Origin of the sequence: Catenulispora sp. MAP12-49, assembly GCF_041262705.1 — a bacterium.
Classification (GTDB): Bacteria; Actinomycetota; Actinomycetes; order Streptomycetales; family Catenulisporaceae; genus Catenulispora.
This window is the reverse complement of the sequence record NZ_JBGCCP010000035.1, coordinates 68,144-93,160: the sequence shown is the minus strand read 5'-3', so window position 1 is coordinate 93,160 and position 25,017 is coordinate 68,144. Positions and strand designations below refer to the sequence as shown.

Annotated in this window: 19 protein-coding genes and 1 pseudogene; 8 read left to right on the top strand and 12 right to left on the bottom strand. The window is 71.2% G+C overall.

The window, feature by feature from the left end; genetic code table 11:
• Positions 1-139: 139 nt before the first annotated feature.
• The 3 genes from ABIA35_RS39980 to ABIA35_RS39970 all read left to right on the top strand — a co-directional run bounded on the left by ABIA35_RS39980 (position 140) and on the right by ABIA35_RS39970 (position 2,866).
• Complete coding sequence (locus tag ABIA35_RS39980) at positions 140-1,036, top strand: heparin lyase I family protein (RefSeq protein WP_370361398.1); 897 nt, start codon at positions 140-142, stop codon at positions 1,034-1,036.
• Between the two features lie 126 nt (positions 1,037-1,162).
• Positions 1,163-2,206 (top strand): LacI family DNA-binding transcriptional regulator, encoded by a 1,044-nt coding sequence (locus tag ABIA35_RS39975; protein ID WP_370361396.1) that lies wholly within the window; start codon positions 1,163-1,165, stop codon positions 2,204-2,206.
• 180 nt (positions 2,207-2,386) lie between these two features.
• Positions 2,387-2,866, top strand: coding sequence for a DUF6884 domain-containing protein (locus tag ABIA35_RS39970; RefSeq protein ID WP_370334673.1), 480 nt, complete (start codon positions 2,387-2,389; stop codon positions 2,864-2,866).
• Between the two features lie 90 nt (positions 2,867-2,956).
• Here the strand turns inward: ABIA35_RS39970 and ABIA35_RS39965 are convergent, their stop codons facing one another.
• The 8 genes from ABIA35_RS39965 to ABIA35_RS39930 form a co-directional block, all read right to left on the bottom strand.
• On the bottom strand, positions 2,957-3,979 hold the full coding sequence (locus tag ABIA35_RS39965) for a DUF4190 domain-containing protein (protein WP_370361395.1): 1,023 nt from the start codon (positions 3,977-3,979) through the stop codon (positions 2,957-2,959).
• A 515-nt stretch (positions 3,980-4,494) separates the two neighbouring features.
• Positions 4,495-5,100: a TetR/AcrR family transcriptional regulator gene (locus ABIA35_RS39960; RefSeq protein ID WP_370335201.1), complete on the bottom strand. Its 606-nt coding sequence runs from the start codon at positions 5,098-5,100 to the stop codon at positions 4,495-4,497.
• 41 nt (positions 5,101-5,141) lie between these two features.
• Positions 5,142-5,933 (bottom strand): enoyl-CoA hydratase family protein, encoded by a 792-nt coding sequence (locus ABIA35_RS39955; protein WP_370361394.1) that lies wholly within the window; start codon positions 5,931-5,933, stop codon positions 5,142-5,144.
• Complete coding sequence (locus tag ABIA35_RS39950; RefSeq protein ID WP_370361393.1) at positions 5,930-7,987, bottom strand: biotin carboxylase N-terminal domain-containing protein; 2,058 nt, start codon at positions 7,985-7,987, stop codon at positions 5,930-5,932. Before ABIA35_RS39950 ends, ABIA35_RS39955 begins: the two co-directional genes overlap by 4 nt.
• Before the next feature lie 21 nt (positions 7,988-8,008).
• A complete protein-coding gene (locus ABIA35_RS39945; protein WP_370361406.1) occupies positions 8,009-9,544 on the bottom strand; it encodes an acyl-CoA carboxylase subunit beta in 1,536 nt (511 codons plus the stop codon).
• Between the two features lie 59 nt (positions 9,545-9,603).
• A complete protein-coding gene (locus tag ABIA35_RS39940) occupies positions 9,604-10,785 on the bottom strand; it encodes an acyl-CoA dehydrogenase family protein (RefSeq protein ID WP_370361392.1) in 1,182 nt (393 codons plus the stop codon).
• Positions 10,782-12,530 carry an acyclic terpene utilization AtuA family protein gene (locus ABIA35_RS39935; protein ID WP_370361391.1) on the bottom strand — a complete coding sequence of 583 codons (1,749 nt, stop codon included), beginning with the start codon at positions 12,528-12,530 and terminating at the stop codon, positions 10,782-10,784. Before ABIA35_RS39935 ends, ABIA35_RS39940 begins: the two co-directional genes overlap by 4 nt.
• The gene (locus tag ABIA35_RS39930; RefSeq protein WP_370361390.1) at positions 12,527-13,321 is read right to left on the bottom strand and encodes a TIGR03084 family metal-binding protein; all 795 of its coding nucleotides are present in this window, start codon (positions 13,319-13,321) and stop codon (positions 12,527-12,529) included. Before ABIA35_RS39930 ends, ABIA35_RS39935 begins: the two co-directional genes overlap by 4 nt.
• Positions 13,322-13,450: 129 nt before the next feature.
• Here ABIA35_RS39930 and ABIA35_RS39925 point away from each other — a divergent pair, with 129 nt between their 5' ends.
• Complete coding sequence (locus tag ABIA35_RS39925) at positions 13,451-14,590, top strand: serine hydrolase domain-containing protein (RefSeq protein WP_370361389.1); 1,140 nt, start codon at positions 13,451-13,453, stop codon at positions 14,588-14,590.
• Between the two features lie 10 nt (positions 14,591-14,600).
• Here the strand turns inward: ABIA35_RS39925 and ABIA35_RS39920 are convergent, their stop codons facing one another.
• Positions 14,601-14,942 carry a metallopeptidase family protein gene (locus ABIA35_RS39920; RefSeq protein WP_370334689.1) on the bottom strand — a complete coding sequence of 114 codons (342 nt, stop codon included), beginning with the start codon at positions 14,940-14,942 and terminating at the stop codon, positions 14,601-14,603.
• Positions 14,943-15,009: 67 nt separating this feature from the next.
• Between ABIA35_RS39920 and ABIA35_RS39915 the strand changes: the two genes are divergently transcribed.
• Together ABIA35_RS39915 and ABIA35_RS39910 are read left to right on the top strand one after the other, a co-directional pair.
• A complete protein-coding gene (locus ABIA35_RS39915; protein ID WP_370361388.1) occupies positions 15,010-15,162 on the top strand; it encodes a hypothetical protein in 153 nt (50 codons plus the stop codon).
• A 60-nt stretch (positions 15,163-15,222) separates the two neighbouring features.
• Positions 15,223-15,516, top strand: a complete 294-nt coding sequence (locus ABIA35_RS39910; RefSeq protein ID WP_370361387.1) for a DUF1330 domain-containing protein — start codon at positions 15,223-15,225, stop codon at positions 15,514-15,516.
• A gap of 26 nt (positions 15,517-15,542) precedes the next feature.
• On the opposite strand, the gene ABIA35_RS39905 is transcribed toward ABIA35_RS39910, so the two are convergent.
• From ABIA35_RS39905 to ABIA35_RS39895, 3 genes are all read right to left on the bottom strand, one after another.
• Positions 15,543-17,174 carry a glycoside hydrolase family 10 protein gene (locus ABIA35_RS39905; RefSeq protein ID WP_370361386.1) on the bottom strand — a complete coding sequence of 544 codons (1,632 nt, stop codon included), beginning with the start codon at positions 17,172-17,174 and terminating at the stop codon, positions 15,543-15,545.
• 23 nt (positions 17,175-17,197) lie between these two features.
• Entirely contained in the window at positions 17,198-20,752 is a 3,555-nt protein-coding gene (locus ABIA35_RS39900; protein WP_370361385.1) for a phosphodiester glycosidase family protein, read from the bottom strand.
• Positions 20,753-20,949: 197 nt separating this feature from the next.
• Complete coding sequence (locus tag ABIA35_RS39895; protein ID WP_370361384.1) at positions 20,950-22,179, bottom strand: MFS transporter; 1,230 nt, start codon at positions 22,177-22,179, stop codon at positions 20,950-20,952.
• Between the two features lie 343 nt (positions 22,180-22,522).
• Between ABIA35_RS39895 and ABIA35_RS39890 the strand changes: the two are divergent.
• Positions 22,523-23,968: pseudogene (locus ABIA35_RS39890) on the top strand (MFS transporter); the annotation flags it as partial.
• Positions 23,960-24,964: a collagen binding domain-containing protein gene (locus ABIA35_RS39885; protein WP_370361405.1), complete on the top strand. Its 1,005-nt coding sequence runs from the start codon at positions 23,960-23,962 to the stop codon at positions 24,962-24,964. The pseudogene ABIA35_RS39890 and the gene ABIA35_RS39885, both read left to right, overlap by 9 nt.
• Positions 24,965-25,017: the final 53 nt, after the last annotated feature.

Here is a 25,017-nt window from a genome sequence, read left to right as displayed (position 1 = left end):
TCAGCCATAAGTCAGCCATAAGGTGAGCGCCGCCGGGCTACTGCGGGCCCGACGGCGCTCCCCGGCGTCACCGGATGTTGCGCAACGAGATGTTGAGGATTCCTCACGCTTACCCCGCGCCGCGTTTAATCTTCAGCCCATGACGACTGGTTTGCATCGCAGAAGGCTCACTTATTGGGCCGCGGGCGCCGCCGCGCTGGCGCTGACCGGCGGTGTCGTGGCCATCGCCACGCAGGCTTCGGCGACCAGCCCTCAGGCTGCGCCGGCCGCTCGGGCAGCTCAGCCCGGCAAGGTTGCCCAGGCCGGCGACAGCCCCACTCAGGCCGCCCCGCCTGCCGGTGATGCCGCTCAGCCCGCTCAGCCCGCTCAGCCGGCCGGCGGGACCAGCACCAGCAGCGCGCCGAGCGCCGCCGGGAAGGTGCTGTGGAAGCCGAACACGGCGGTGGGGCCGTCCACGTTCGCCTCGGTGCAGTGCGCCCCCGGCGACTTCAAGGTCGTCTCCAGCGGCGCGAAGGGCAAGGTGTGGCAGGCGGTGCAACCCGCCGGGCAGGAGCGCTGCGAGGCGCTGGGCCCTACGCTGGTCGCCGGCCAGACGTTCTACGTCGGCTGGTCGGCGAAGGTCGACATCGCCGACAACGACGACCGGTACATCTTCCAGCTCAAGTGCGACCCGAGCACCGGCACCGCCAACCACCCGATCGAGATCGACGCCACCAACGGCCGCGTACGGCTGCAGGAATGGGACACGCACCACGTGGCGCACCCGCTGTGGACCGCGCCGATCGTGAACGACCAGTGGCACTCCTACGCGCTGAAGATCCATCTGGCACGCACCGGGGGCACCATCGATCTCTGGTACGACGGGACTAAGCAGACATTCACGACCGGTTCCGGGACGTTCACCGGGACCACGTACGACGGCACCAGCGACTACCTGAAGTGGGGCTCGTACCACCCCTCCCCCGGGGACGCCGCGACCACTTTCACCAGTCCGACGATGGCGACGACGCTCCAGTTGGCGACCGCCGGCTCCTGAGGGCCCCGGCCGGCGGCGATGCCCGGAATGCCCGGCCGCCGCCCGGCCTGTGTACTGCGCGGATACGTTTCCGACCACCTGAGTGACGATCTGTCGCAGCAGGCTGCCTTCCGCTATGGTCACTCCATGGTGGACATCCGCGAGCTGGCACGCCTCAGCGGCGTCTCCCCTGCCACCGTCTCGCGCGCGCTCAACGACCGGGCCGAGGTGAGCCCGGAGACCCGGCGGCGGATATTGGAGATGGCCGACCGGCTCGGCTACTCGCCGAACCAGCCGGCCCGCACGCTGGTCCGCCGGCGCTCGGACATGATCGGGCTGATCTGGGACACCGGCTACACCAACCAGGACCGGCGGCATCCGTTCCTGCTGGACCTGTTCGTCGGGATCAAGCAGACGCTCGCGGAGTCCGGCTACCACCTGATGGTGCTGTCCACGGCCGGCGCGGCCAGCCCCGGCGACGACACGCTCTACCTGCGCGCGGCCCAGCAGCACAGCCTGGCCGGCGTCATCATGATGGGCGTGGACGCCGCCCACCCGGCGATCACCGCCCTGGTCGACGCGGGCACCCCGTGCGTCGGCATCGACCTGCCCCTGCACCGCAACCGCACCACCTACGTCACCTCCGACAACCGCGCCGGCGCCGCGACCGCCGTCCGCCACCTGCACAGCCTCGGCCACACCGCGATAGCCACCATCACCGGCCCGCTGGGCCTGATGCCGGCCGACGAACGCCTGGCCGGCTACCGCGCCGAGATGGCAAGCCTGGGCCTGACCCCGGACCCCCGGCACATCGTCGACGGCGACTTCTTCCTGGCCAGCGGTTACGAAGCGGCCCGCCGCCTGCTCGACCTGCCCGAACCCCCCACCGCCGTCTTCGCCGCGGGCGACGAGATGGCCATCGGCGCCCTGCACGCCCTGGCCGACGCGAGCCTGCGCGTCCCGCAGGACATGGCCGTCGTCGGCTTCGACGACATCGAGGCCGCGGCCCTCCTGCGCCCGACCCTCACCACCATCGCCCAGGACCGCGTCGCCCTCGGCGCCGGCGCGGTCGAGGCCCTCGTCGACGCGCTGGACGCGGACAACGGGACGGCGCACGCACCGCTGCAGGTGGCGACGCGCTTGGTGGTGCGGGGATCTTGCGGGGGCGAGGTGCGGGCGGTCCGGAGTTAGTGCCGCAACAGGCACCGCTTGCCCTGTCGGCGTTGTCTCCGCAAGGGCAGCACTACGTGGTCCATCCGGCAGTCCCCGCGTCAACCAAGAAGATCGGCCGATGCCATGCGCCAGGCCCGTGCTGTCACCCTCCCGCCTCCCCGGTTGGCGTGCCGCGCCGCGATCGTGTAGCTATCTGCCATGCCAGAACGCCCCGGCGACGGATCCGCGACACCGGTCGCCGCGTCCTCGCCTGCCACGTCGACCGCAGCGTCCGTCATCCTCGTCGGAGGTGGGAAGGCTCAGCTGAGCGAGCCCGCCGCGGTCCGCGATCTGTATGCCAGCCCGCTGTTCGCACGCCGGCGGGCCCGCGCGGAAGCGAGCGGGGTGCCGTGGTTCGTTGTCAGCGGTCGATGGGGGCTGCTCGATCCCGGTGATTTTCTCGCGCCCTATTCCTTTTCCTTCGCGGCGCAGTCAGTGAACTACCGGCGGGCCTGGGGACGCTTCGTGGCCGAGCAGCTCTGCGTGGTCAGCCCGATCGGCCGCGGCGACATCGTCGAGATCTGGGCCGCGGCCGGCTACACCGCCGCGCTCACCAACCCGATTCAGTATCTCGGCGCCCAGGTTCGCCGGGCGGACGTGGACGTGGACGCGGGCGATTCGGGAGACGGGCCGCGATAGCCGGAGCGCCGACGGGGTTCTCCGGCTGAGGCGGCTGAGGCGGCTGAGCGCCAATTGCCGGAGTCCCTGCCGCCCGCGACCATCCCCGCCTCAGGCCGCCGCCTGACCGCCGCCCGCGCCCCCGGCAATAGTCGTGAACCCGAGCGCGGACCGGATCGCCTGCATGTCCTTCATGTCGAACGCCGCGTTGGCCTGGTGCGCGTCGTCCTCGAACGTGCTCTCGTCGTCGTCCCCCGCAGCGCGCGCCCACAGGTGCGCCACCTGGCCCTGCTTCGCCACGAGTGCGTCGACCATCGGCTGGACGTCGGACGGCCACGGCTGCGCCGTCAGTGCCGTCACCTCGGCCTGCGCGGCGTTCGAGATGGCGCCCGCACTCATCTGCAACGTCGACAGGTCCGCCGAGTCCGGCAGGGCGTTCAGTTCGCTGACGGCCTCGGCCAGCGGGTTGACCGCGTTCAGGAAGCGCACCTGGTCGGCGTTGTAGCTCGACAGGTCACGCTGGACCGACTGCGTCATCGTGGCCGACGGGAACTGCAGGAAGCACGTCACGCGGCGCTCGCCCTGGCCCCAGGCGTCCTTGTTCGGGTAGATGAACTGCACGCGGCTGCCGCTGGGCAGCGAGGCCGGGTCCGGCAGGTACCCGTCCAGCTTCTGCACGCACTGCGAGACGCCGTCGGTGCGCAGCCCGTCCACCCCGGGGAAGGAACTCTCGGTGGCGTCGAAGTAGGCGAACGCCTCGCTGTCGTGCGGCGTCGAGCAGGGGACGACCTTCAAGGTCCGGGTGTCGTTGTTCGAGGAGCCGAGCGCCCCGGCCGGCAGCGTGAAGCAGTCCTTCGGGTGCAGCTTGAAGACCGGGACCGCGCCCGCCTTGACCACGTTCCCGTTGGCGTCCCGCTGCGCCGGGTCCGGGGTGACGATGATGGCGACCGTGATGAGCGTGGCGAAGAGCGCGATCCACAGGCTCGACAACACGATCCCGCTGACCGCCAGCCCTTTGCCCTTCTGCCCGGTCCTGCGCACCGACGACAGCGCCACCAGCCCGAGCACCAGCCCGACGATCGGCGTGACGAAGAAGAACCCGCAGATGCCCAGGACGAGCGCGGCGATCGCCATCCCGTTGGTGCCGGGCGGGCGCTGCGGCTGGTATCCGTAGCCGTAGGGCGGGTAGCCGTACGGGGCCCCCGGAACCTGCCCATAGCCGGGGCCGGGGCCGTAGCCAGGACCGGGACCGTAGCCAGGCCCAGCTCCGGGACCGTAGCCAGGCCCAGGACCGGGACCGTAACCAGGTCCGGGGCCGGGGCCGTAACCGGATTCCGGACCGTAAACAGGACCGGATCCAGCTCCGGGTCCAGCTCCGTACCCGGGCCCATAACCAGGCCCGCCACCAGGCGCGTAACCCGGCCCGTACTCGGACCCGTAACCCGGCCCCGCCTGCGTCGGGTAAGGCGGCAGCCCCGCCGGCGGCGTCGGCTGCGGACCCGGCTCGACCGCCGCGAACGGCCCGTTCTCAGCGCCGGGCTCCTCCGAACGCGGACCGTCGCCCGCCTCGGGACCCATCTCCGATTCCATCCCCGGTTCCTCCCCTTGCCGTCCACCCGCGGGTCGGCTCAGGGAGCATACCTCCCAGCTCAGTCACGTGATCGGCGCTCCCCCAACACCGCGTCCAAGTGCGCCGCCCAAGCCCGCACCACCTCCGCGCGCCGCGCCGAGTCGTCGGTCAGCACGTCCGCGAGCCCGAGCCCGCGCGCCAGGTCGAGCGTGGCCTGGACCAGCCGGTGCCCGGTCTCGTCCTCGTCGCCGACGCCGAGGGCCTCGATCGCCATCCGGTAGGCGACGCGGCCGAACTTCTGCTCCAGCGGCACCACGCGCTCGCGCAGCGCCTCGTCGGCCGCGGCCGCCGTCCACACCTGCAACGCCGCCTTGAACAGCGTGCCGGTGAAGTGCTCCACCACCCGCGCGACCACCGCCTCGGTGGTCGGCGACGTCCCGGGCGCGGCGAGTTCGGCGCGCGCCGAGTCGATCCGCTCGTCGAACATGTGCTCCAGCGCGGCGGTGATCAGGTCCTCGCGCGTGGGGAAATGGTGCTGGGCCGCGCCCCGGGAGACGCCCGCGCGCTCGGCGACCACGGCCACGGTCGTGGCGCTCCACCCCCCGTCGGCCAGGCAGTCCACGCACGCCTCCAGCAGTCGGCGGCGGGTGGCCCGGCTTCGGTCCTGCTGAGGTTCGCGCATCAGGGGTGCTCGCTGTCCGGTCGGTCGGGGAGATGGTGGGACGCTCATTCTGCCCAGGACGGCGGCCGGCGCTGCAAGAACGCGGTCATCCCCTCCCGGGCCTCGTCCGAGGCGAACAGCCGGGCCGAGGCCGAGGCCAGGGCGTCGGCCCGGGCGTCGAACGCGGCCAGGACCGGGGCGGTGAGCAGCTTCTTGGACTCGGCCAGCCCTTGCGGGGAGCCCTGACGCAGCAGCCCGACCAGCTCGGCGACCGCCGCCGGGACGTCCGAGGCGGCCGCCGTGATCAGCCCCAGCTCCGCGGCGTCCCCCGCGTCGAACTTCTCCCCGGTCAGGAAGAGCCGCGAGGCGGCCGCCGAGCCCAGCCGGGGCAGCACCGTCAGGGAGATGATCGACGGCGCGACGCCCAGCCGCGCCTCGGTCAGCGCGAACGTCGCCGCCTCCCCGGCCACGGCCAGGTCGCACGCCGCGACCAGCCCCATCCCGCCGGCCCGCACATGCCCGTCGACGGCCGCGACCACCGGCTTGGGCAGCTCGACGATCGCGCGCAGCAGCCCGGCCAGCGCCCGCGCACGCCCCGCCACCGGCCCCTCGGGATCCACCGGCCCGGAGGTGGCCTCCGACAGGTCGGCCCCGGCGCAGAAGGTGTTGCCGGTGTGCCCGAGCACGACCACGCGCACGCCCGGATCGGCCGCCGCCCGGCGCAGACCGTCGTGCAGCTGCGCCACCAGGGTCGAGGACAGCGCGTTGCGGTTGGCCGGCGAGTCGAGGGTCAGCGTCGCCACGCCGTCCTCGGCCTCGTAGCGCACCAGGACCGGGGTCTCATTGGTCTCGCTCATGCCGCTCCACCTTCCGCAACCGTTTCAACGACCGGTTCAACGACCGGTTCGACGACCGCCAACACGGTCCCCACATCCACCTGGCTGCCGACCGACACCGGCAGCGCGCTCAGCACACCGGCGACCGGCGCGGACACCTGGTGCTCCATCTTCATCGCCTCCAGCCACAGGATCGGCTGCCCGGCCTCGACCGCGTCGCCGACCCCCGCCGACCCGAGCCGCACCACCGAGCCCGGCATCGGGGCCAGCAACGAGCCGGCGGCGACCGCGTCGGCGGGGTCGGTGAACGTCGAGACCACCGTGAAGGTCACCGAACCGAGTGCGGAGTCGACGACCACAGTCCGGTGATGCCGACCGATCCGGAACGTCCGTCGCAGGCCCTTGATGTCGAGCACGACCTCCGAGGGCGTCGCCGAGACCACGGCGACCCCGTCGTACCCCTCGGCGAGCAAACCGTTGCGCCCGAAGCGATAGCGCACCTCGTACTCGGACGAGCCGACGGTCAGCACCCGTCGCTGGTACTGCGAGGGCACGTTCCGCCACCCGCTCGGCAAAGCGCCCAACACCGTCGCCCCGGTCCGGTTCGCCGCGGCCACCGCCAACGCCCCGGCGAGCGCCGAGATCCGCTCGGTCTCCGGCGAGGCCAGCGGCGCGGCCAGAGCGTCCAGACCGTGGGTGGCGAAGAACGCCGTATCCGTGTCACCGGCCAGGAACGCCGGGTGTCGCAGGATGTTGACCAACAGGTCGCGGTTGGTCACGACCCCGTGTATCCGGGCCCCCGCGAGCGCCGAGGACAGCAGCCGAGCCGCCTCCTCACGCCGCGGTGCCCACGCGATCACCTTGGCCAGCATCGGGTCGTAGTACACGCCGACCACCGACCCCGACTCGACGCCGGAGTCCAACCGCAGGAACGGCTCGTCGCGCCCCACCAGGACCTCGAACTCGCAGCCGACGCCCGGCACTCCGAACGTGTGCAGCGTCCCCGAAGCCGGCTGCCAGTCCTTGGCCGGGTCCTCGGCGTACAGCCGGACCTCGATCGCCGAGCCGCGCGTGCCGGGTTCGCCGGACTCACCGGAGTCGCCAGAGTCCGGCAACGCCTCCCCCGCGGCGATCCGCAGTTGCCAGGCAACAAGATCCAGCCCTGTGGTGAGCTCGGTGACCGGATGCTCCACCTGTAGCCGCGTGTTCATCTCCAGGAACGCGAACGACCCGTCGGGCGCCACCAGGAACTCCACGGTCCCGGCGCCGACGTACCCGATCACCGCGGCCGCGTCCCGCGCCGCCGCGAACAGCTTCTCGCGCAGCTCCGGATGCGCCTGGACGAACGGCGAGGGCGCCTCCTCCACCACCTTCTGGTGCCGCCGCTGGATCGAGCACTCCCGCTCCCCCACGGCCCACACCGTGCCGTGCGCGTCGGCCAGGATCTGCACCTCGATGTGCCGGCCGGTCTCGATGTACTGCTCGCAGAACACCGTCCCGTCGCCGAACGCCGAGGACGCCTCGCCCTGCGCGGCCTGCCACTTCCCCGGCAGCTCGGCCAGGGTGCGCACGACGCGCATCCCGCGTCCGCCGCCGCCGGCCGAGGCCTTGATGAGCACCGGCAGGTCCGCCTCGGTGACGTCCTCGGCGCCGAGCTCGCGCAGCACCGGGACCCCGGCGGCGGCCATCATCTTCTTGGCCGCGACCTTGGAGCCCATCGCGGCGATCGCCGACGGCGGCGGGCCGAGCCAGCGCAGCCCGGCGTCCACGACCGCCTGGGCGAAGTCCTCCTTCTCCGACAGGAAGCCGTAGCCGGGGTGGAGCGCGTCGGCCCCGGCGGCCAGCGCCGCGGCGACGATCAGATCAGAGCGCAGATACGTCTCGGCGGAGGCGGCGCCGGGCAGCCGGACCGCGACGTCGGCCTCGCGTGTGTGCGGCGCCTCGGCGTCGGCGTCGGAGAACACCGCGACGGTGCCGTACCCGAGGCGGCGGCACGTCGCGAACACCCGCCGCGCGATCTCGCCGCGGTTCGCGACCAGGACGGAGGTCAGCGGTCCCGTCGTGAAGTCAGCCATAGCAGAGTCCTTCCAGCCCTTCTAAAGACGGAACACGCCGAATTTGTCGGTGCCCCGCACCGGGGCGTTGGCGATCACGGACAGAGCGAACCCGACGATGGTCCGGGTGTCGCGCGGGTCGATGACGCCGTCGTCGTAGACCCGCCCGGACAGGAACAGCGGCAAGGACTCCGCCTCGATCTGCGCCTCGACCAGCTCGCGCATCTGGGCGTCCGCGGCCTCGTCGAACGGCTGGCCCTTGGCCGCCGCCGAGCCGCGCATCACCAGCGAGATGACGCCGGCCAGCTGCGCCGGCCCCATGACCGCGGACTTCGCGCTCGGCCAGGCGAACAGGAAGCGGGGGTCGTAGGCGCGGCCGCACATGCCGTAGTGCCCGGCTCCGTAGGAGGCGCCCATCAGGATCGAGATGTGCGGGACCGTGGAGTTCGAGACCGCGTTGATCATCTGGGCGCCGTGCTTGATGATCCCCTTCTGTTCGTACTCCTTGCCGACCATGTAGCCGGTGGTGTTGTGCAGGAACAGCAGCGGGGTGTCGTATCGGTTGGCCAGTTGGATGAACTGCGTGGCCTTCTGCGCCTCCTCGCTGAACAGCACGCCGCGCGTGTTGGCCAGGATGCCGACCGGGTAGCCGTGGATCTCGGCCCAGCCGGTCGCGAGCGAGGACCCGTACAGCGGCTTGAACTCGTCGAAGTCCGAGCCGTCGACGACGCGGGCGATCACCTCGCGCGGGTCGAACGGGGTCTTCAGGTCCGGCGGCACGATCCCGAGCAGGTCCTCCTCGGCGAACAGCGGCGGGAGCACCTGGCCGCGCGGCTCAGGGCCCTGCTTGCGCCAGTTCAGCCTGCTGACGATGCGGCGGCCGATGCGGATCGCGTCGTGCTCGTCGGCGGCGAGGTAGTCGGCCAGGCCGGAGGTCCGGGCGTGCATCTCGGCGCCGCCGAGTGACTCGTCGTCGGACTCCTCGCCGGTGGCCATCCTCACCAGCGGCGGACCGCCGAGGAAGACCTTGGACTGCTCCTTGATCATCACCACGTGGTCGGACATGCCGGGGATGTACGCGCCGCCGGCGGTGGAGTTGCCGAACACGATGGCGATGGTCGGGATGCCGGCCGCCGAGGCCCGCGTGATGTCGCGGAAGGTGCGCCCGCCGGGGATGAAGACCTCTTTCTGCGTCGGCAGATCGGCACCGCCGGACTCGACCAGCGCGATCACCGGCAGCCGGTTCTGCTCGGCCACCTCGTGCGCCCGGAACGACTTGCGCAGCGTCCAGGGGTTGGTCGCGCCGCCGCGCACGGTCGGGTCGTTGGCGACGATCAGGCACTCGACGCCCTCGACCACGCCGATGCCGGTGACCAGCGCCGCGCCGACGGTGAACTCGCTGCCCCAACCGGCCAGCGGGCACAGCTCCAGGAACGGGGAGTCCGGGTCGAGCAGCAGTTCGATGCGCTCGCGGGCCAGCAGCTTGCCGCGGTCGTGGTGGCGCGCGACGTACTTCTCGCCGCCGCCGATCAGGGCCTTGGCATGCTCGGCCTCGATCTCGGCGAGCTTGGCGCGCATCGCCTCGGTGTTGGCCAGGTGCCCTGCGCCCGCGGCGTCCAGCGCCGTGCGCAGCGCGGTCACGAGCGGAAGCCCAGCACGCGGGCCGCCAGGCCGTTCATCACCTCGGTCGCGCCGCCGCCGATGCCCAGGATGCGGACGTCGCGGTAGTGGCGTTCGACCTCTGATTCGCGCATGTAGCCCAGGCCTCCGAACAGTTGGAGCGCCTGCGTCGCCACCCACTCGGCGGTCTCGACCGCGGTGTTCTTGGCGAAGCAGACTTCTGCGATCAGGTCTTGCTGTGCGCTTCCCTCTGCCGCTCCCACGATGGAGCGGTCGATCAGGGCATGGGTGTAGGTGCGCGCCACATCGATCTTGCGGGCCATCTCGGTGAGCGTGTTCTGGACCAGCTGCCGGTCGATCAGCGGCTTGCCGAACGTCTCGCGGTTCCGGGTCCAGTCCACCGCCAGGTCCAGGCAGCGCTGGGCATGGGAGTAGGCCTGCGCGGCCAGGGCGACGCGCTCGGACAGGAAGTGCTCGGCCAGCTGGAAGAAGCCGCTGTTCTCGGCGCCGACCAGGTTCTCGACCGGGACCCGCGCATCCTGGAACGCCAGTTCAGCGGTGTCGGAGCACAGCCATCCCAGCTTCTCCAGCTTGCGGCTGACGGTGAAGCCCGGCGTGCCCTTCTCGACGACCAGCAACGAGATCCCGCCGGCGCCGGAGTCTCCGGTACGCACAGCGGCCACCACGTAGTCGGCGCGCACGCCGGAGGTGATGAAGGTCTTGGCACCGTTCACCACGAAGTGGTCGCCATCGCGGCGGGCCGTGGTCTGGATGCGGGCCACGTCGCTGCCACCGCCGGGTTCGGTGACGGCCAGCGCCCCGATCAGCTCCCCGGCCAGGGTCGGCTTGACCCAGCGCTCGAGCTGCGCCGAGTTGTTCGCGGCCACCAGGTGCGGCGTGGATATGCCGCAGGTGAACAAGGATGCGAACAGGCCGCCCGAGCCGCCGGCGTAGTGCATCTCCTCGTTGACGGTGATGGCGTCGATCAGATCGCCGCCACCGCCCCCGGCCGCGACCGGGTGTGCGACGCCGAGCAGACCCAGCTCGCCGGCCTTCTTGGACAGCTCGCGCGGCAGCTCGCCGGCACGCTCCCAGCCCTCCAGGTTCGGCAGGACCTCCTGCTCGGTGAACCTGCGGACGGTGGCTCTCAGGGCCTTGCGTTCCTCGGTCGACCAGGCCGGAGAGGACAGGCGGTTCACTGCTCGCTTCCTTTCAGCAGGGAGACGGGGAGGTCGGCGTTGCGGGCCCGCAGCCATTCGCCCAGGCCCTTGGCCTGCGGGTCGAAGCGGGCCTGGGAGGCGACGCCGGCGCCCAGGACGCCCTCGACGACGAAGTTCACGGCCCGCAGGTTGGGGAACACGTGGCGGGTGACGGTCAGCTCGGCGGTCTCGGGCAGCAGGACCTTGAACCGCTCGACGGTGAGGTTGTGCGCGAGCCAGCGCCAGGCCTCGTCACCGCGGGCCCAGACCCCGACGTTCGCATCTCCCCCCTTGTCGCCGCTGCGCGCGCCGTAGACCAGTCCGAGCGGAGCCAGCCGGGTCTCCTCGACAGGGATTTGTTCTGGGAGAACAGGATCCGGCTCTGTGTCTACCTCCCGGGTGAGTCCTGGGTGAAGAACCGTGACGTGCTCGCCATTGGGCAATACCGCGACGTGAGTGACCTCCGCGGCGTCGACGTAGGCAGCGGTATAGACGCCGTACGGCGAGGCCGCGCCTGGCGGGGCCGTGACGTGGAAGCCCGGGTACCCGGACAGGGCCAGCTCCACGGCGGCACCGGTGAACGCGCGGCCGATGGTGTCGGCGTTCTGGTCCCGGACGACGCAGCGCAGCAGCGCGCTGGCGGTCTCCTCGGTATCGGCGTCGGGCTGGTCGGTGCGGACCAGGGTCCATTCCAGCGACTCCGGCGTGCTCGTCAGCCCGGCCAGCAGCTGCTCCTTGGCCAGGTCCGCCTTGGCCTCGATCGACAGGCCGGTGAGGACGAACTCGACCTCGTTGCGGAAGCCGCCGAGCTTGTTCAGCGCCACCTTCAGCCGCGGCGGCGGAGCCTCGCCGACGACACCGCTGATTCCGACCCGGTCGGGGCCCTGCTGGGTCAGCGTCACGGTATCCAGGCGCGTGGTGACGTCAGGGTTCGCATACCGGTGCCCGGTGATCTCGTACAGCAGCTGCGCGGTGACCGTCCCGACGCTGACCGCGCCGCCGGTACCGGGGTGCTTGGTGATGACGCTGGAGCCGTCGGCATGCAGCTCGGCGATCGGGAAGCCGGGCCGGCGCAGGTCGGCGATCTCGGTGAAGAAGGCGTAGTTGCCGCCGGTGGCCTGCGCGCCGCACTCGATGACGTGCCCGGCGGCGACGGCGCCGGCCAGCCGGTCGTGGTCGGAGTGCTGCCAGCCGAAGTGCGCGACCGCCGGGCCGACGACCAGCGAGGCGTCGGTGACGCGTCCGGTGACCACGACATCGGCCCCGGCGCGCAGACACGCGGCGATGCCGAAGCCGCCGAGGTAGGCGTTGGCCGTCAGCGCCCCGGCGAATCCGAGCTCTGCGGCGCGCGGCAGCAGATCGTCGCCCTCGACGTGCGCGATCGCGGCGTCCAGGCCCAGCTTCTGCGCGACCTCGCGGAGCTTGTCGGCCAATCCCGCCGGGTTCAGCCCGCCGGCGTTCGCGACGATTTTGACGCCGCGCTCCAGCGCCAGTCCGAGGGCGTCCTCCATCTGGCGCAGGAAGGTCTTGGCGTAGCCGAGCTCCGGGTGCTTCATCCGGTCGCGGCCCAGGATGAGCATGGTCAGCTCGGCGAGGTAGTCGCCGGTCAGCACATCCAGCTCGCCGCCTTCGAGCATCTCGCGCATGGCACTGAAGCGGTCGCCGTAGAAGCCGGAGGCGTTGCCGATCCGGAGGATGTCCGGGTTCTGCGACAGGCTGTGCGTGGTGCCGTTGCCCGCGGTCATGCGAACTGTCCTTTGCTCCGGCCGGGCCCGCTCGGCCCGGCGAAAACCTGCGCGATGTCCAGCCACTGGTCGGCCTGCGCGCCCGCGGCCCGCACGCCGAGGTCGTCACGGTGCCTGCGCTGGGCCACCAGCAGACAGAAGTCGAGCGCCGGCCCGCTCACGCGCTCCTGCGCCGTCTCCGGGCCCCAGGTCCACAGGCTGCCGTCGGGGGCGGTGAGCTCGATACGGAACTCGGCGTCCGGGACCGGCAGCCCGCGCTGGACGAAGGCGAAATCGCGGGTCCGGACGCCGAGGTGAGCGACGTTCCGCAGCCGTGCGGTCGGCTCCCGCTTCACGCCGAGCGCGTCGACGACGTCCTGCCCGTGCGCCCAGGTCTCCATGAGGCGGGCGGTGGCCATGGTCGCTGCCCCCATCGGCGGCCCGAACCAGGGCAGCTTGCCGCCGGGCGGGACCTCGGCGAGCGCCGCGGCCAATTCGGCCCGATCGGCGCGCCAGGCCGCGAGCAGCTCGGCCGGCTCCAGCCGCGCGCCGCGTTCGGCCTCCTGGTCGACGAACGTGGCGCCGTCCTCCTGCAACGCGCGCGTCAGCATCGCGTTGAACCCGGACGGATCGCGGGCCGCGAGCGCCGCGACGCGGTCGGTCCAGGCCAGGTGCGCGATCTGGTGCGCGACCGTCCAGCCGCCGGCCGGGGTCGGGGTACGCCATGCGGCCGCGTCGAGCGGGGCCAGCACGGCGTCCAGTGCGCCGCTCTCGGCGGCCAGGTCTTCGAGCAGATCGTCGAGCACTGCCATCGCGCCTCCCGGTGGGCGTTCGCTGCGGGCGTCCTCGGCGAGCCTTTCAGGCGGGCGAGAAAAAATCAATCATGCACGCTTGATTTCTTCCGCGCGCGCCTGTCGGAAGCGGCGGCTACGGTGGCCGACATGGTGAGCGACCTGCAAGGCCTCGTCCAGTCCGCGGTCGACAACGGCTCGGTCCCCGGCGCCGTCGCCCTCGTCGCCCGGGGCGACGCCGTGGAGGTCGCGGCAGCCGGCACCGCCGAACTCGGCGGCCGAACGCCCATGGCCCGCGACTCGATCTTCCGCATCGCCTCCCTCACCAAGTCGGTCGCCTCGGCCCTGGCGCTGCTGCTGATCGAGCAGGGACGCATCGGGCACGACGACCCCATCGCCACCTGGCTGCCCGAACTGGCGCACCCGAAGGTGGCGCGCACCCCCGACGCGCCGCTGGACGACGTGGTCCCGGCCCGCCGCCCGATCACCGTCGCGGACCTGCTGACCTCCCGCGCCGGCTGGGGCTTCCCCGACGATTTCACCTGGCCCGCCATCGGCGCGCTGTTCGACAAGGGCTCCCAGCAGCACGGCCGCGACCCGCAGCTGGTCCCGGCACCGGACCAGTGGCTGAAGAACCTCGCCGAAGTCCCCATGGTGTTCCAACCGGGCGAGCGCTGGCTGTACAACACCTGCAGCGACATCCTCGGCGCGCTCATGGCCCGCGCCACCGACACGCCGCTGCCGGAGCTGATGGCCGAGCTCGTCTTCGAGCCGCTGGGCATGACCGACACCGGCTTCGCAGTGCCCGCCGAGCAGATCGCCCGGTTCACGTCCGGCTACGCCCCCGGCGAGCACGGCCTGGACCTGGTCGACCCCCGCGAGGGCCAATGGAGCACCCTGCCGGCGTTCCCCTCGGGGGCCGGCGGCCTGGTGTCGACGGTCGACGACTACCACGCGTTCGCCCGCACCCTGCTGCCCGGCGCGACCGGACTGCTGTCCGAGCAGTCGGTGCGGGAGATGACCACAGACCACCTCACCGCCGAGCAGCGCGCGGCCTCACGCCTGTTCCTGGAGGGTCAGGGCTGGGGCTCGGGCGGCTCGGTGGACATCGCGCCGGTCGAGCCCTGGAACGTCGTCGGCCGCTACGGCTGGACCGGCGGCACCGGCACGACGGCCCACGTCATCCCGGCCACCGGCACCGTCGCGGTCCTCATGACCCAGGTGGCGATGACGAGCCCGACGCCGGTACCGCTACAGCGCGACTTCTGGACGTACGCGGCGCGTCGGTAGGGCTCAAGCCTCACCACCCGAGCTCGTGCAACCGCTCGTCGTCGATGCCGAAATGGTGCCCCACCTCGTGAATCACCGTCGTGCGCACCTCGCGCACGACATCCTCGTAGCTGTCGCAGATCTTCAGGATCTGGTCGCGGTAGATGCTGATCCGGTCCGGCAGCACGCCGGAGTACCACTCCCCGCGGCCGGTCAGCGGCACGCCTTCATACAGGCCCAGCAGGCCCGGGTACGGCGCCTCGGGCTCGACGACGACCGCGACGTTGCGGATGTGCCGTCCCAGCTCCTCCGGGATGGAGTCCAGCGCTTCGCCGACCAGTTCCTCGAACTGCTCGGGCGCGACGGTGATCACCGCTTCATTGTCGCACGCTAGGCTCACGACGGCAGGAAACAGAAGGCTGGCTCGGGGAGGGTGTGTCATGGGCGCCACAGTGACAACCGTCAAGATCGACGTGCTGAGCCGCAGGGCCCGGCGCGCCAAGGCAGCGGCGGAGGAACTGATCAGCGCGTTGGCCGAGGTCCCGGAAGCCAACGATGAGCAGCGCAAGCTGCTGTCCGCGGTGCTCGGATAAGATCGATCCGAAGTGTGAATTCGAAGTCGGATGGGCTCTTTCCGAACATTGGAGTATTCCGTGGCCAAGGGCTACTGGGTCAGCGTCTACCGCACCATTTCAGACCCCGAGAAGCTGGCTGCCTACGACGAGCTGGCCCGTCCGGCCGTCCAGGCCGGGGGCGGGCGGGTTCTCTCCCGCGGCGTTCGGGTCGTCGCCCACGACGCCGGCATCGCCGAGCGCACCATTCTGATCGAGTTCGACAGTTTCGAACAGGCCGTCGCGACGCGGGAGAGTGAGGCCTACCAGAAGGCGCTGGCCGTCCTCTCCGACGCCGTCGAGCGTGACTTCCGCATCATCGAAGGCCTTGACTGACCGACAGGATCGGCGGGATCGGCGCCCTACCAGCCCACCACCTGAGGATTGCTCGGCGCGCTCTCGTGGTGCAGCCGGTCCACCGCCGTGACGTAGTACGAGTACTGCTTCCCGGCCACGGCAGCGGTGTCCGTCCAGCCGTTGAACAGCTGCGGCACCGCCCGCACCGTGCCGAGCAGGTTCTCGGCGTCGGCGAAGTCGCAGGCGCTCTGCGGCGGGTGGCCGTCGAAGCGGTACACGGCGTAGTACGCGGCCTCGACGCCGTGCGGGCGTCCCAGGTGCAGCCACTGAAGCTGCGTGCCGGTTCCGGTCGGCTTCGCCTCGGTCAGTGCCGTGCGGTCGGGGGCGGGGCCGGCATGCCGTGCCATCTCCGGGACCAGGGCCGGGTACTCATACAGATCGTCGATCAGCCGGGTCTGGAAGCCCAGCGGGTCGGTGAGCAGCTTGGTGACGTTGAAGAAGATGTCGCCGGCGACCTGCGGGTACTGCCGGTTGAGGATCAGGTGGTTCGGCATCTCATCCGGGTTCAGCCACGCCGGCGGGCTGGAGGTGCCGATCTTGGAGACGGTCTGGCCGATCAGCAGCTGCGTACCGGTGCCGTCCACGACCTTGGACCACCAGTCGACCAGGACGTCGTAGGCGGCCGGCGGGAAGCCGATGTTCCAGTACAGCTGCGGCGCGATGTAGTCCAGCCAGCCCTTCTGGACCCAGCCCCGGGTGTCCGAGGACAGCGCGTCGTAGGACTGGAGCCCGTTCGTCGCCGAGCCGGAGGGGTCGGTGGCCGCGTTGCGCCAGATGCCGAAGGGGCTGATCCCCCACTTCACCCAGGGTTTGGCCGCGCGCAGCTCGCGTTGCAGGGTACTGACGAGCTTGTCGACGTTGGCCCGGCGCCACGTCGCCTTGTCGGGGAAGCCCGCGCCGTAGGCGGCGAAGGTGGCATCGTCGGGGAAGTCGGCCGTGCCCACCGGGTAGGGGTAGAAGTAGTCGTCGAAGTGGATGCCGTCGATGTCGTAGCGGGTCGCGACATCGGTGATCACCTGGACGTCGAAGTCCATGACCGCCGGGACGCCCGGGTTGTAGTACAGCTGCCCGCCGTATTCCACACACCAGTCCGGGTGCACCCGCGCCGGGTGTGTGGGTACCAACTGGCCCGGATCCGGTTGTGTGGACACGCGGTAGGGGTTCATCCAGGCGTGCAGCTCCAGGTTCCGCTTGTGCGCCTCGGCGACGGCGAACGCCAGCGGGTCGTACCCCGGGTCCTGGCCCTGCGTGCCGGTCAGGTACTGCGACCACGGCTCGTAGGGCGAGTCGTAGAGCGCGTCCGCGGCGGGCCGGATCTGAAGGTAGACCGCGTTCATCCGCATCCGGACCGCCGCGTCGAGCAGACCGGTCAACTCAGCCTGCTGCTGCTCCACGCTCAGGCCCGGGGCCGAGGGCCAGTTGATGTTCGACACACTGGCGATCCACACACCCCGCAGCTGCCGCTTGGGGTGCGCGGGATCGCCGGCGCACGGCGGCGACGACGGGTTCCCAGCGGGCGCGGCAGTCGCAGCCGCTGCGGCCGGCGCGCCGCCGATCAACACTCCGCCGCCGGCCAACGCGGCCGTGAGCCCCGCGGACGTCGCCAGGAAACCCCTCCGGCTGGGAACCCTCGTCATCGCTACCTCGCCTGTTCGTCGAACTACTTCACTGTGATGGAAGTGGTGCCTGATATGCCGCCGGCGGTCACGGTGACCGTGGCGGTCCCCTTGCAGTGCGCCGTCACCACGCCGCTGGCGGGGTCGACGGAGACCACGCGCGGGTCCGAAGACGTCCAGTGCCGCGACACCGGATCGGCGATCGGCACCTGCAACGCCGGGGCGTCCGTGCCGGTCAGCGATGTCCCGGTCGCGCTCAGCTGCTCCGTCGTGCCGCGCGCCAGCTGTGCCGAGGGCGCCGTGACCGCCACCGAGGCCAGCAGCGGCTGCACCGCGAACTGCACGGTGCCGTCGGGCAGCACGTTGAACAGCCCGTAGTTGTAGAACCCGCCCTGGTCCTGCGGCGCGTACGGCGGGGCGCCGAGGTCGGCGACGACGAAGTTCGGGATGCCGTCCGGCGACTCGGTGCCGTCCGGCAGTCGCACGTCCTCGGCCCAGCCGCGGGCGTGGCCGAACAGCATCATCACGTGGACGCCCGGATGCGTCTGCTGGTAGCGCTGTACCAGCCGCTCGTACATCTCGGCCTCGTAGCGGTCGGAGAACTGGCTGTCGTCGCGGGGATGCGGGTCGTAGGCCGGGACGTGCGTGGTGACGATCGCGACCTTCTGCGTGTTCTGCGTCAGCTGCTGCGCCAGCCACAGGTACTGCGACTCGTCGGTGTCCACGTTCTGATACGGGTCCGAGGCGGTGATGCCGATGTGGCCGCTGTCGGTGACGATGACCCGCGCCGCGCCCTGGTCGTAGGCGTAGTGCGTGGCCCCGAACACGCTGGCGAAGTTGCCGTTCTCCGGGGTCGCGCCCTGGGTTATCTCGTGGTTGCCGACCGCGTCGTGGTAGGGCAGCCCGAGACCGTCCAGCAGGGTCTTGAGATTGGTCAGGTCCGGCAGCTGGCCGTCGTCGGACATGTCGCCGAGCGCCTGCACCATCGAGGGCCTCGCGGCCGCCGGCAGGCTCGCCAGCAGTCCCGGCATGGCCTGCATCGCCACGGTGCCGGTGGCTGTGGTGCCGGCCGCGGTGGTGTGCGCGTCGTCGAAGGCTGCGATGGTCGAGCCGCCGGCCTTGAACGAGCCGACGTCGGAGAACTTCAGCCAGGACGGGTTCTTCGGGATCGCCGTGTACGTCGGCGGGACCGGCGGGCGCGGGGAGTAGACGGCCTGCAGGTCGGCCAGGTGCACGTCGCCGCTCAGGTTCGCACCCGGCTTGATGACGACCAGGCCCAGGTAGTTGACCCGCAGCGGGTACTGCAGGCCCGGCGGCAGCTGGGCCACGACGTACTGCCAGCCGTCGAAGGTGATGCCGGTCGGGTAGAAGCTGGTCGGCTGGTTCGTGGACTGCCAGATGCCGACGTTCAGCGTGACGATGCCCGGCGCGAGCCCGGCCCCGGGGCGCGAGGCCAGATCGGGGTTGCCCTTGACCCACACGCCGATCCCGATCGGGGCCTGGGTGCCGTTCAGCAGCGGGATCTGCTCGCTGTCGGGGTCGTTGAGGTAGACACTCAGGTCGAGGGTCTTGCTGACGTTCGGGTAGTTGTAGTGGATGTCGAAGGACCCCGCGTCACCGGGCTGGGCCTTGGTGGCCGCGTCGAAGGTCATCGAGCCGTCGGAGGTGCTCTGCGAACCGGGGCTGGGCACCTTGCGCGGGTAGACGTTCATGTACGCGTCGGTGATCGACCACTTCGAGGTGTCGGTGAGCGGGTCGACGCTCGTGGTCGAACGGCCGACGGCGACACTGACCGTGGCGCTGCGTCCGCCGGCGCTGGCCGTGACGGTGACCATGCCGGAGCCGGAGGCCGCGGCGGTGAACGTGCCGTCGGCGGCGACGGTGCCGAGCGCGGGCTGGTCGACACTCCACTTCACCGCCGAGGCGGGAAGGTCGACGGCGCTGCCGTCGGGCGCGGTGGCCGAGGCGGTGATCAGCTGGGTCCCGCCGCTGTCCAGATCGACCTGCCCCGGGGTGAGGCTCAGCGAGCCGAGGCGGTCGACGATGTTCAGCGGGACGGTGGAGTGCGCATGCCCGGCGGTGATGTGCAGGACGCCGTGGCCGGCGCGCGGGAACGTCAGGGTGCTGCCATCAACGCCGGCGGCCTTGCCGGGTGAGACCTTGAGCGAGGCGGCGTCGCGCGCCGGGTTGTCGGCGGCGTCCAGGGCGTAGGCGGAGACCGGGACGGTGGTACCGGCCAGCGCGGTCAGCGGCTTGCCGTCGTTGACGACGGCCTTCACCGCGGCGCCGGGGGCCTTCTCGGTGCTGTAGATGAACAGGCCGTTGGCGACCGGGCGCTCGTGGCCGTCGGAGGGGACGTTCAGGACAGAGGCCTGAGTCTGTCCGGGCAGGCGGCCGACCATCTGGGTGGAGCCACCGCTGTCGAACAGGATGGCGTTGTAGGCGCCGTGCTGCATCATCCAGCCGGCGATCTGCGGGCGGGTCAGGCCCTGGGCGACGTCCTCGCTCTGGTGGCCGTCGAAGGCGGCGAAGACCGCGTGCTTGCCGTCGCTGGTGACGCCGACCGCGGTGACCGGGTTGTCGACGTTGTTCTCGCCGGGGCCCTGCAACGGCACGGCGCGCTGGCCGTTCTGCACCAGGATCGCGCCGCCGGACAGGCCCTGCTCGACGTCGGCGTCGGGGCCGATCTTCTCGCTGACCGCGACCCGGTCGCCGGTGTGCACGTTCTGCGACAGCCACTGGGCCCGACTGCCGGAGCCGACGAGGTCCTCGGTGCCCTTGGCCAGTTGCGGCAGAGAGGTCACACCGGAGGTGACACCGTCGACGACAAGCGTTGTGCCGTCAGGGTCCAGGTGGCCGGCGACGACGGTCGAGGCGGGGATCGGCGAGGGGGTGCCGAGGTCGGGGGTGACGCGCACGATGGCGTCGCCGGACAGGCTGTTCACGGCGTTGACCGAGGTGATCGCGGCGGTGGGCGCGCCGGACGCGTTGGAGGTGTCTGAGGTGTCTGAGGTGTCGGTCAGGGTGCCGGTGTAGGTCTCGGTGCCGATGCCGATGCTGCCGTCGTGGCGCACCCACAGATCGGCGTTCCAGCTCGGGTCGGGGCTCTTGACCAGGCCGCCGTCGATGACGACCATGCCCAGCGGCCGGCCGCTGCCGTAGATCTCGAAGAAGTCGCCGTTCACCCCGGCGACCGCGCCGGTGCGGTGCGCCATGGACGACGGGACCTCGTCCGCGGTGTCGGTGAGGTGGTCGTGGGACTCCACAACACCCAACCGCACGTTGGGGTCGGCGAGGTCGACATCCATCACCTGCGCACGCTGTGCGCCGCCGACGGTCTTGAGCAGATCAGAGTGCTGCTGCACGCCGTGGGTGAGCGTCACGCTCGGCGAGACCGTCTCGTCCACGACCAACGGCCACTGGTCCGGCGTCGTAGGCAGCCACGACGACGCACTCCCGCCGCTGCTCGCAGCCTTGATCGGCGCGGACGCCGAATGCGCGGGCGCCGCGGCCGCGACACACCCCGCCACGGCGACGGCGAGCGCGGCGGCCACCCGCCCGCGCCCCCGCCGCCGGAAACCTCTTGGGGTCGACACCATGCCCTCCCTGGCCGGCACACGAGGCACCGTTTGGCATTTTGTGGATTCTACGCGACCGTAGGCAGGATTCAAGGCATTGAATCCACGTGAATCCAACGCTGCGGTGACGGGCGGGAGGCGCGCCGGGGATACCGGCGAGTCACATGCCGGATCGGTATGGCAGGGGTCGACAGAGAGCGATCAAGGACGCGGAACGGTCAGGCTTCTTGCCCCGCGGGGACGGCGACCAGTTCGGTGAGCCGGAGCAGCGGGCCTGCGAACACCGCCGTTCCCAGTCCGCACAACGCAGCCAGCACCAGCCACGCTGTCAGAGGACTGAAAGCCTGAAGCAGCAGCCCCGCCATCAACGGACCGAAGCTCGCGACGCCGCCGGTCAACGTGCCGGCCGCGGTGTTCACCCGGCCCAGCAACTCGCGAGGCGTCCCTCCGACCAAGGCCGAGCCCAATGCGATGTTGCCGACCGGCGTGATGCCGATCATCACCACCAGGGCCAGGCCCACCACCCACGGCGCCCGGGTCGCCGCGATGGCCGCGAGACCGGCGGTCCAGATCACGCCCGCCACCGCGAACGAGGCGCCCGGCCGGATCCGTCCGATGATCCTGGGCGCGAGCAGGGCCCCGATGACGGCGCCGACGCCCGCACACGCCATGACCACGCCGATCACCGTGGCGCCGCTCCCCGCGGAACGCAGCGAGATCACCACGCCGACCTCGGCGGCCGTGCCTGCGACGTTGACCACGGTCCCGAAGAACAGGGCCCTGAGAAGCGCGGGCTGCCGCCGCATCCAGCGCAGGCCCGCGCTCCAGCCCCGGGTGTCGGCGGCCGGCTTCGCGGTGGACACCGGAGGCTTGGTCCGCAGGCTCAGCAACAACGCGGCCGACACGGCGTAGGAGATCGAGTCGAGTGTGAAGGGCAGAATCTTGTCCACCGCGAAGAGCGCACCACCGAGCGCGGGGCCCGCCATGGCGATGACGCCCTCCGTGGCCTGGGTCCGGCTCATCGCCTCAGCCAGATGCTCCTTCGCCACGACGTCCCGGAACGCGATGCCGGATGCCGGAGCGAACAGCAGCGCCGTGGCCGCGCCCTCGACGATCGCGACGACGAGCAACTGCGGATAGGTCAGGTGCCCCAGCCCCGAGGCCACCGGGATCGAGGCCAGTGCCAGCATGCGGATGGCGTCTCCGGCGAGCATCAACGTCCGCCGGTTCCACCGGTCTGCCAACAGGCCGCCGGGTAGGCGAAGGACAAGGCGGGTGACGAGCGAGCACGTGGCCACCGCGCCGGCCTGCGCCAGGTTGTCACCCAGCGCCAGTACCAGAAGCGGGAACGCGATCAGGGAAAGCGCCGTGCCGAGTTCCGAAACGGCCCCGGCGGACCAGTAGCGGAGGAAGTCACGGTTCTTATTCAGTGCGTCGGCAGGCGTCACCGCGTGAGCGTGATCTCCGCGGTCCCGCCTGTCAACCGTTCCGTTTGAGCAAGATCCACACGAACAAGTGCCCCGAGGCGGCTTGCGCCACTATCTCAGAGTTCGTCAATAAACCCCTCATCCACTATTGTGGTACGGAGCCGTTTCGTATTGGACAAGGTGGTGCGGATGTACGTCGTCAAGTCCCGCGCCACACGTCAGCGACACGACAATGCGCGAATAAGCCGCTGAGGCGCGGCCGTCTCGCACTGCTCGCACTTTCATTGCGAATTTCCATGTGACGCCCCCTCGTGCTCACATCCTCGATATTTCCCAGCAGTTGTTCCGTTAGGTGTAACTCCCCATGTCCTCAACCAACCCCGCCGCCGCGTCGTTCGTGGATCCCCGCCGCTGGAAGGCGCTGGCCTTCGTCGGCCTGGCGCAGCTCATGGTGGTGCTCGACGGCACCGTGGTGAACATCGCGCTGCCCTCGGCGCAGCGCGATCTGGGCTTCTCCGATGCGGACCGGCAGTGGGTGGTCACCGCCTACGCGCTGCCGTTCGGCGCCCTGTTGTTGTTCGGCGGGCGGCTGGCCGACCGGCTCGGGCGCAAGCGGACGTTCCAGGTCGGCGTCATCGGGTTCGCGCTGGCCTCGGCACTCGGCGGGGCCGCCGTCGACACCGGGATGCTGCTCGGCGCGCGGGCGTTGCAGGGCTGCTTCGGGGCGATGCTCGCACCGTCGGCGCTGTCGCTGGTTACGGTGATGTTCACGGCTCCGGCCGAGCGGGCCAAGGCGTTCGGCATCTGGGGGTCGATCGCCGGCGGCGGCGCCGCGGTCGGGCTGATGCTCGGCGGGCTGCTGACGCAGTACCTGAGCTGGCGCTGGACGATGCTCGTCAACGTCGTGTTCGCGATCATCGCGTTCACCGGGGCCGCGATGACGGTGCGCGAGCCGGCGCGCCACCGCGACCACGGGCGGTTGGACTTCCTGGGCATCTTCCTGGTGACCGGCGGGCTCGGCAGCCTGGTCTACGGGCTCTCGCGCGCCGAGTCCGACGGATGGAACGCCCGCATCACCATCAGCCTGCTGATCGCCGCGGGGGCCGCGCTGGTCCTGTTCGTCATCGTCGAGGCGGTGTCCAAGGCTCCGCTGCTGCCGCTGCGCGTGGTATGGAACCGCGACCGGGGCGGCGCGTACCTCTCGCTCGGGCTGGCGATCATCGGGATGTTCGGGGCCTTCCTGTTCCTGACGTACTACCTGCAGGCGGTGCGGGGGATGTCGCCGATCCGCAGCGGCGCGGCGTTCCTGCCGATGGTCGGCGGCATGCTGATCGGCGCGACGCAGATCAGCGCGCGCCTGATGACCCGGGTCCGGCCGCGCTACCTGATGCCGCCGGGCTTCCTGCTCGGCTCGGCCGGCATGCTCTCGCTGACCCGGATCACCGTCGGCGGCTCGTACCACACCTGGATCCTGCCCGGCATCATCGCGCTGGGCCTGGGCATGGGCTGCGCGTTCATGCCCGCGATGAACGTCGCCACCGGCGGCGTGCACCCGCGCGACGCCGGCGTGGCCTCGGCCATGGTCAACACCTCGCAGCAGGTCGGCGGTGCGGTCGGCACCGCGCTGCTGAGCACGCTGGCCCTGAGCGCCACCCGCCGCTACACCGACGCGCACCCGGTCGCGGACCCGACGTCGCAGCAGGCTGCGATGCTGCACACGCAGGCCCAGGTGCACGGGTACATCACGGCGTTCTGGTGGGCCGCCGGGTTGATGCTCGCCTCGGCGGTGGTGTCGTTCGTCATGATCAGCTTCCGTGTCGGCGTTCCCCTGGTGACTAACACCGGGGCCGAATCCGTAGGCCAGGCCACAAATGCCGAGTTGGTGGATGCCGTCTCCCCGGAACCCACGGAGCTCCGGCTCCCCATGCACGACGCAGTCCCGGCCATGAGCCCGCAGCCGCCGACGCCGGACTTCGCCTACGGCCAGTCCACCATCGGCCACCAGGGCCAGGGTCAGGCCCACCTGCCCGGCGCGTACAACGGCGACGGCGTACTCATCCACGGCCGGGTCCGCGACCGCGACGGCGCCCCGATGCCGATGGCCGTGATCACCGCGGTGTCACCGCAGGGCCGGCAGGTGGGCCGCGCCCGCAGCGGCGCCGACGGCGGCTACCAGCTCGGCGTACCGCGCGTCGGCACCTACGTGCTGATCGTCGCCGCCGACGGCCGCGAACCAGAGGCCTCGACCATCACCGCCCGCGAACGCAGCGTCCGCCACGACATCGCCCTGGCCGAACGCGGCCGCCTGGCCGTGACGGTCCGCGCCACCGACGGCACCCGCATCGGCGGCGCCACCCTGATGCTCACCAACCCCGCCGGCGACCTCCTCACCAGCCGCCGCACCGGCGAGGACGGCACCCACACCTTCCGCGACCTGCCGGTCGGCCCCCTCACTCTGGCCGTGAACGCGATCGGCCACCGCCCCGGCGCCCAGTCGATCACCATCGACGGCCACGGCACCACCCGCACCGACCTCGAACTCCACCCGGCGGTAAGACTGATCGGCACAGTCCGAGCCTGGTCCACCGACTCCCCCCTCGCCGACGCCCGCGTAATGCTGATGGACGGCGCCGGCAACGTCGTGGCCACCGCCGACAGCGACCCCGAGGGCTCCTACGCCTTCGCCGACCTCGACGCCGGCGAGTACACCCTCATCGCCAGCGGCTACCCGCCGGTCGCCAGCGCGGTGCGCGTGGACGCGCGCATCGACAGCCGGCACGACGTGCAGCTGGGGTATCCGGAGTGAGGAGCACCGCGCCCCGCACCGTGTTGTACACCGCCGCGGATCGGCTTAGCGTG

Bases quoted from the DNA above. Each gene is read 5' to 3' on its own strand.
- ABIA35_RS39925 (WP_370361389.1), top strand. From the start codon at position 13,451: ATGGTGAGCGACCTGCAAGGCCTCGTCCAGTCCGCGGTCGACAACGGC.
- ABIA35_RS39945 (WP_370361406.1), bottom strand. From the start codon at position 9,544: ATGCGCGCCAAGCTCGCCGAGATCGAGGCCGAGCATGCCAAGGCCCTG.
- ABIA35_RS39975 (WP_370361396.1), top strand. From the start codon at position 1,163: ATGGTGGACATCCGCGAGCTGGCACGCCTCAGCGGCGTCTCCCCTGCC.
- ABIA35_RS39980 (WP_370361398.1), top strand. From the start codon at position 140: ATGACGACTGGTTTGCATCGCAGAAGGCTCACTTATTGGGCCGCGGGC.
- ABIA35_RS39900 (WP_370361385.1), bottom strand. From the start codon at position 20,752: ATGGTGTCGACCCCAAGAGGTTTCCGGCGGCGGGGGCGCGGGCGGGTG.
- ABIA35_RS39885 (WP_370361405.1), top strand. From the start codon at position 23,960: ATGATCAGCTTCCGTGTCGGCGTTCCCCTGGTGACTAACACCGGGGCC.
- ABIA35_RS39955 (WP_370361394.1), bottom strand. From the start codon at position 5,933: ATGAGCGAGACCAATGAGACCCCGGTCCTGGTGCGCTACGAGGCCGAG.
- ABIA35_RS39935 (WP_370361391.1), bottom strand. From the start codon at position 12,530: ATGACCGCGGGCAACGGCACCACGCACAGCCTGTCGCAGAACCCGGAC.
- ABIA35_RS39930 (WP_370361390.1), bottom strand. From the start codon at position 13,321: ATGGCAGTGCTCGACGATCTGCTCGAAGACCTGGCCGCCGAGAGCGGC.
- ABIA35_RS39905 (WP_370361386.1), bottom strand. From the start codon at position 17,174: ATGACGAGGGTTCCCAGCCGGAGGGGTTTCCTGGCGACGTCCGCGGGG.
- ABIA35_RS39970 (WP_370334673.1), top strand. From the start codon at position 2,387: ATGCCAGAACGCCCCGGCGACGGATCCGCGACACCGGTCGCCGCGTCC.
- ABIA35_RS39950 (WP_370361393.1), bottom strand. From the start codon at position 7,987: ATGGCTGACTTCACGACGGGACCGCTGACCTCCGTCCTGGTCGCGAAC.
- ABIA35_RS39965 (WP_370361395.1), bottom strand. From the start codon at position 3,979: ATGGCGATCGCCGCGCTCGTCCTGGGCATCTGCGGGTTCTTCTTCGTC.
- ABIA35_RS39915 (WP_370361388.1), top strand. From the start codon at position 15,010: ATGGGCGCCACAGTGACAACCGTCAAGATCGACGTGCTGAGCCGCAGG.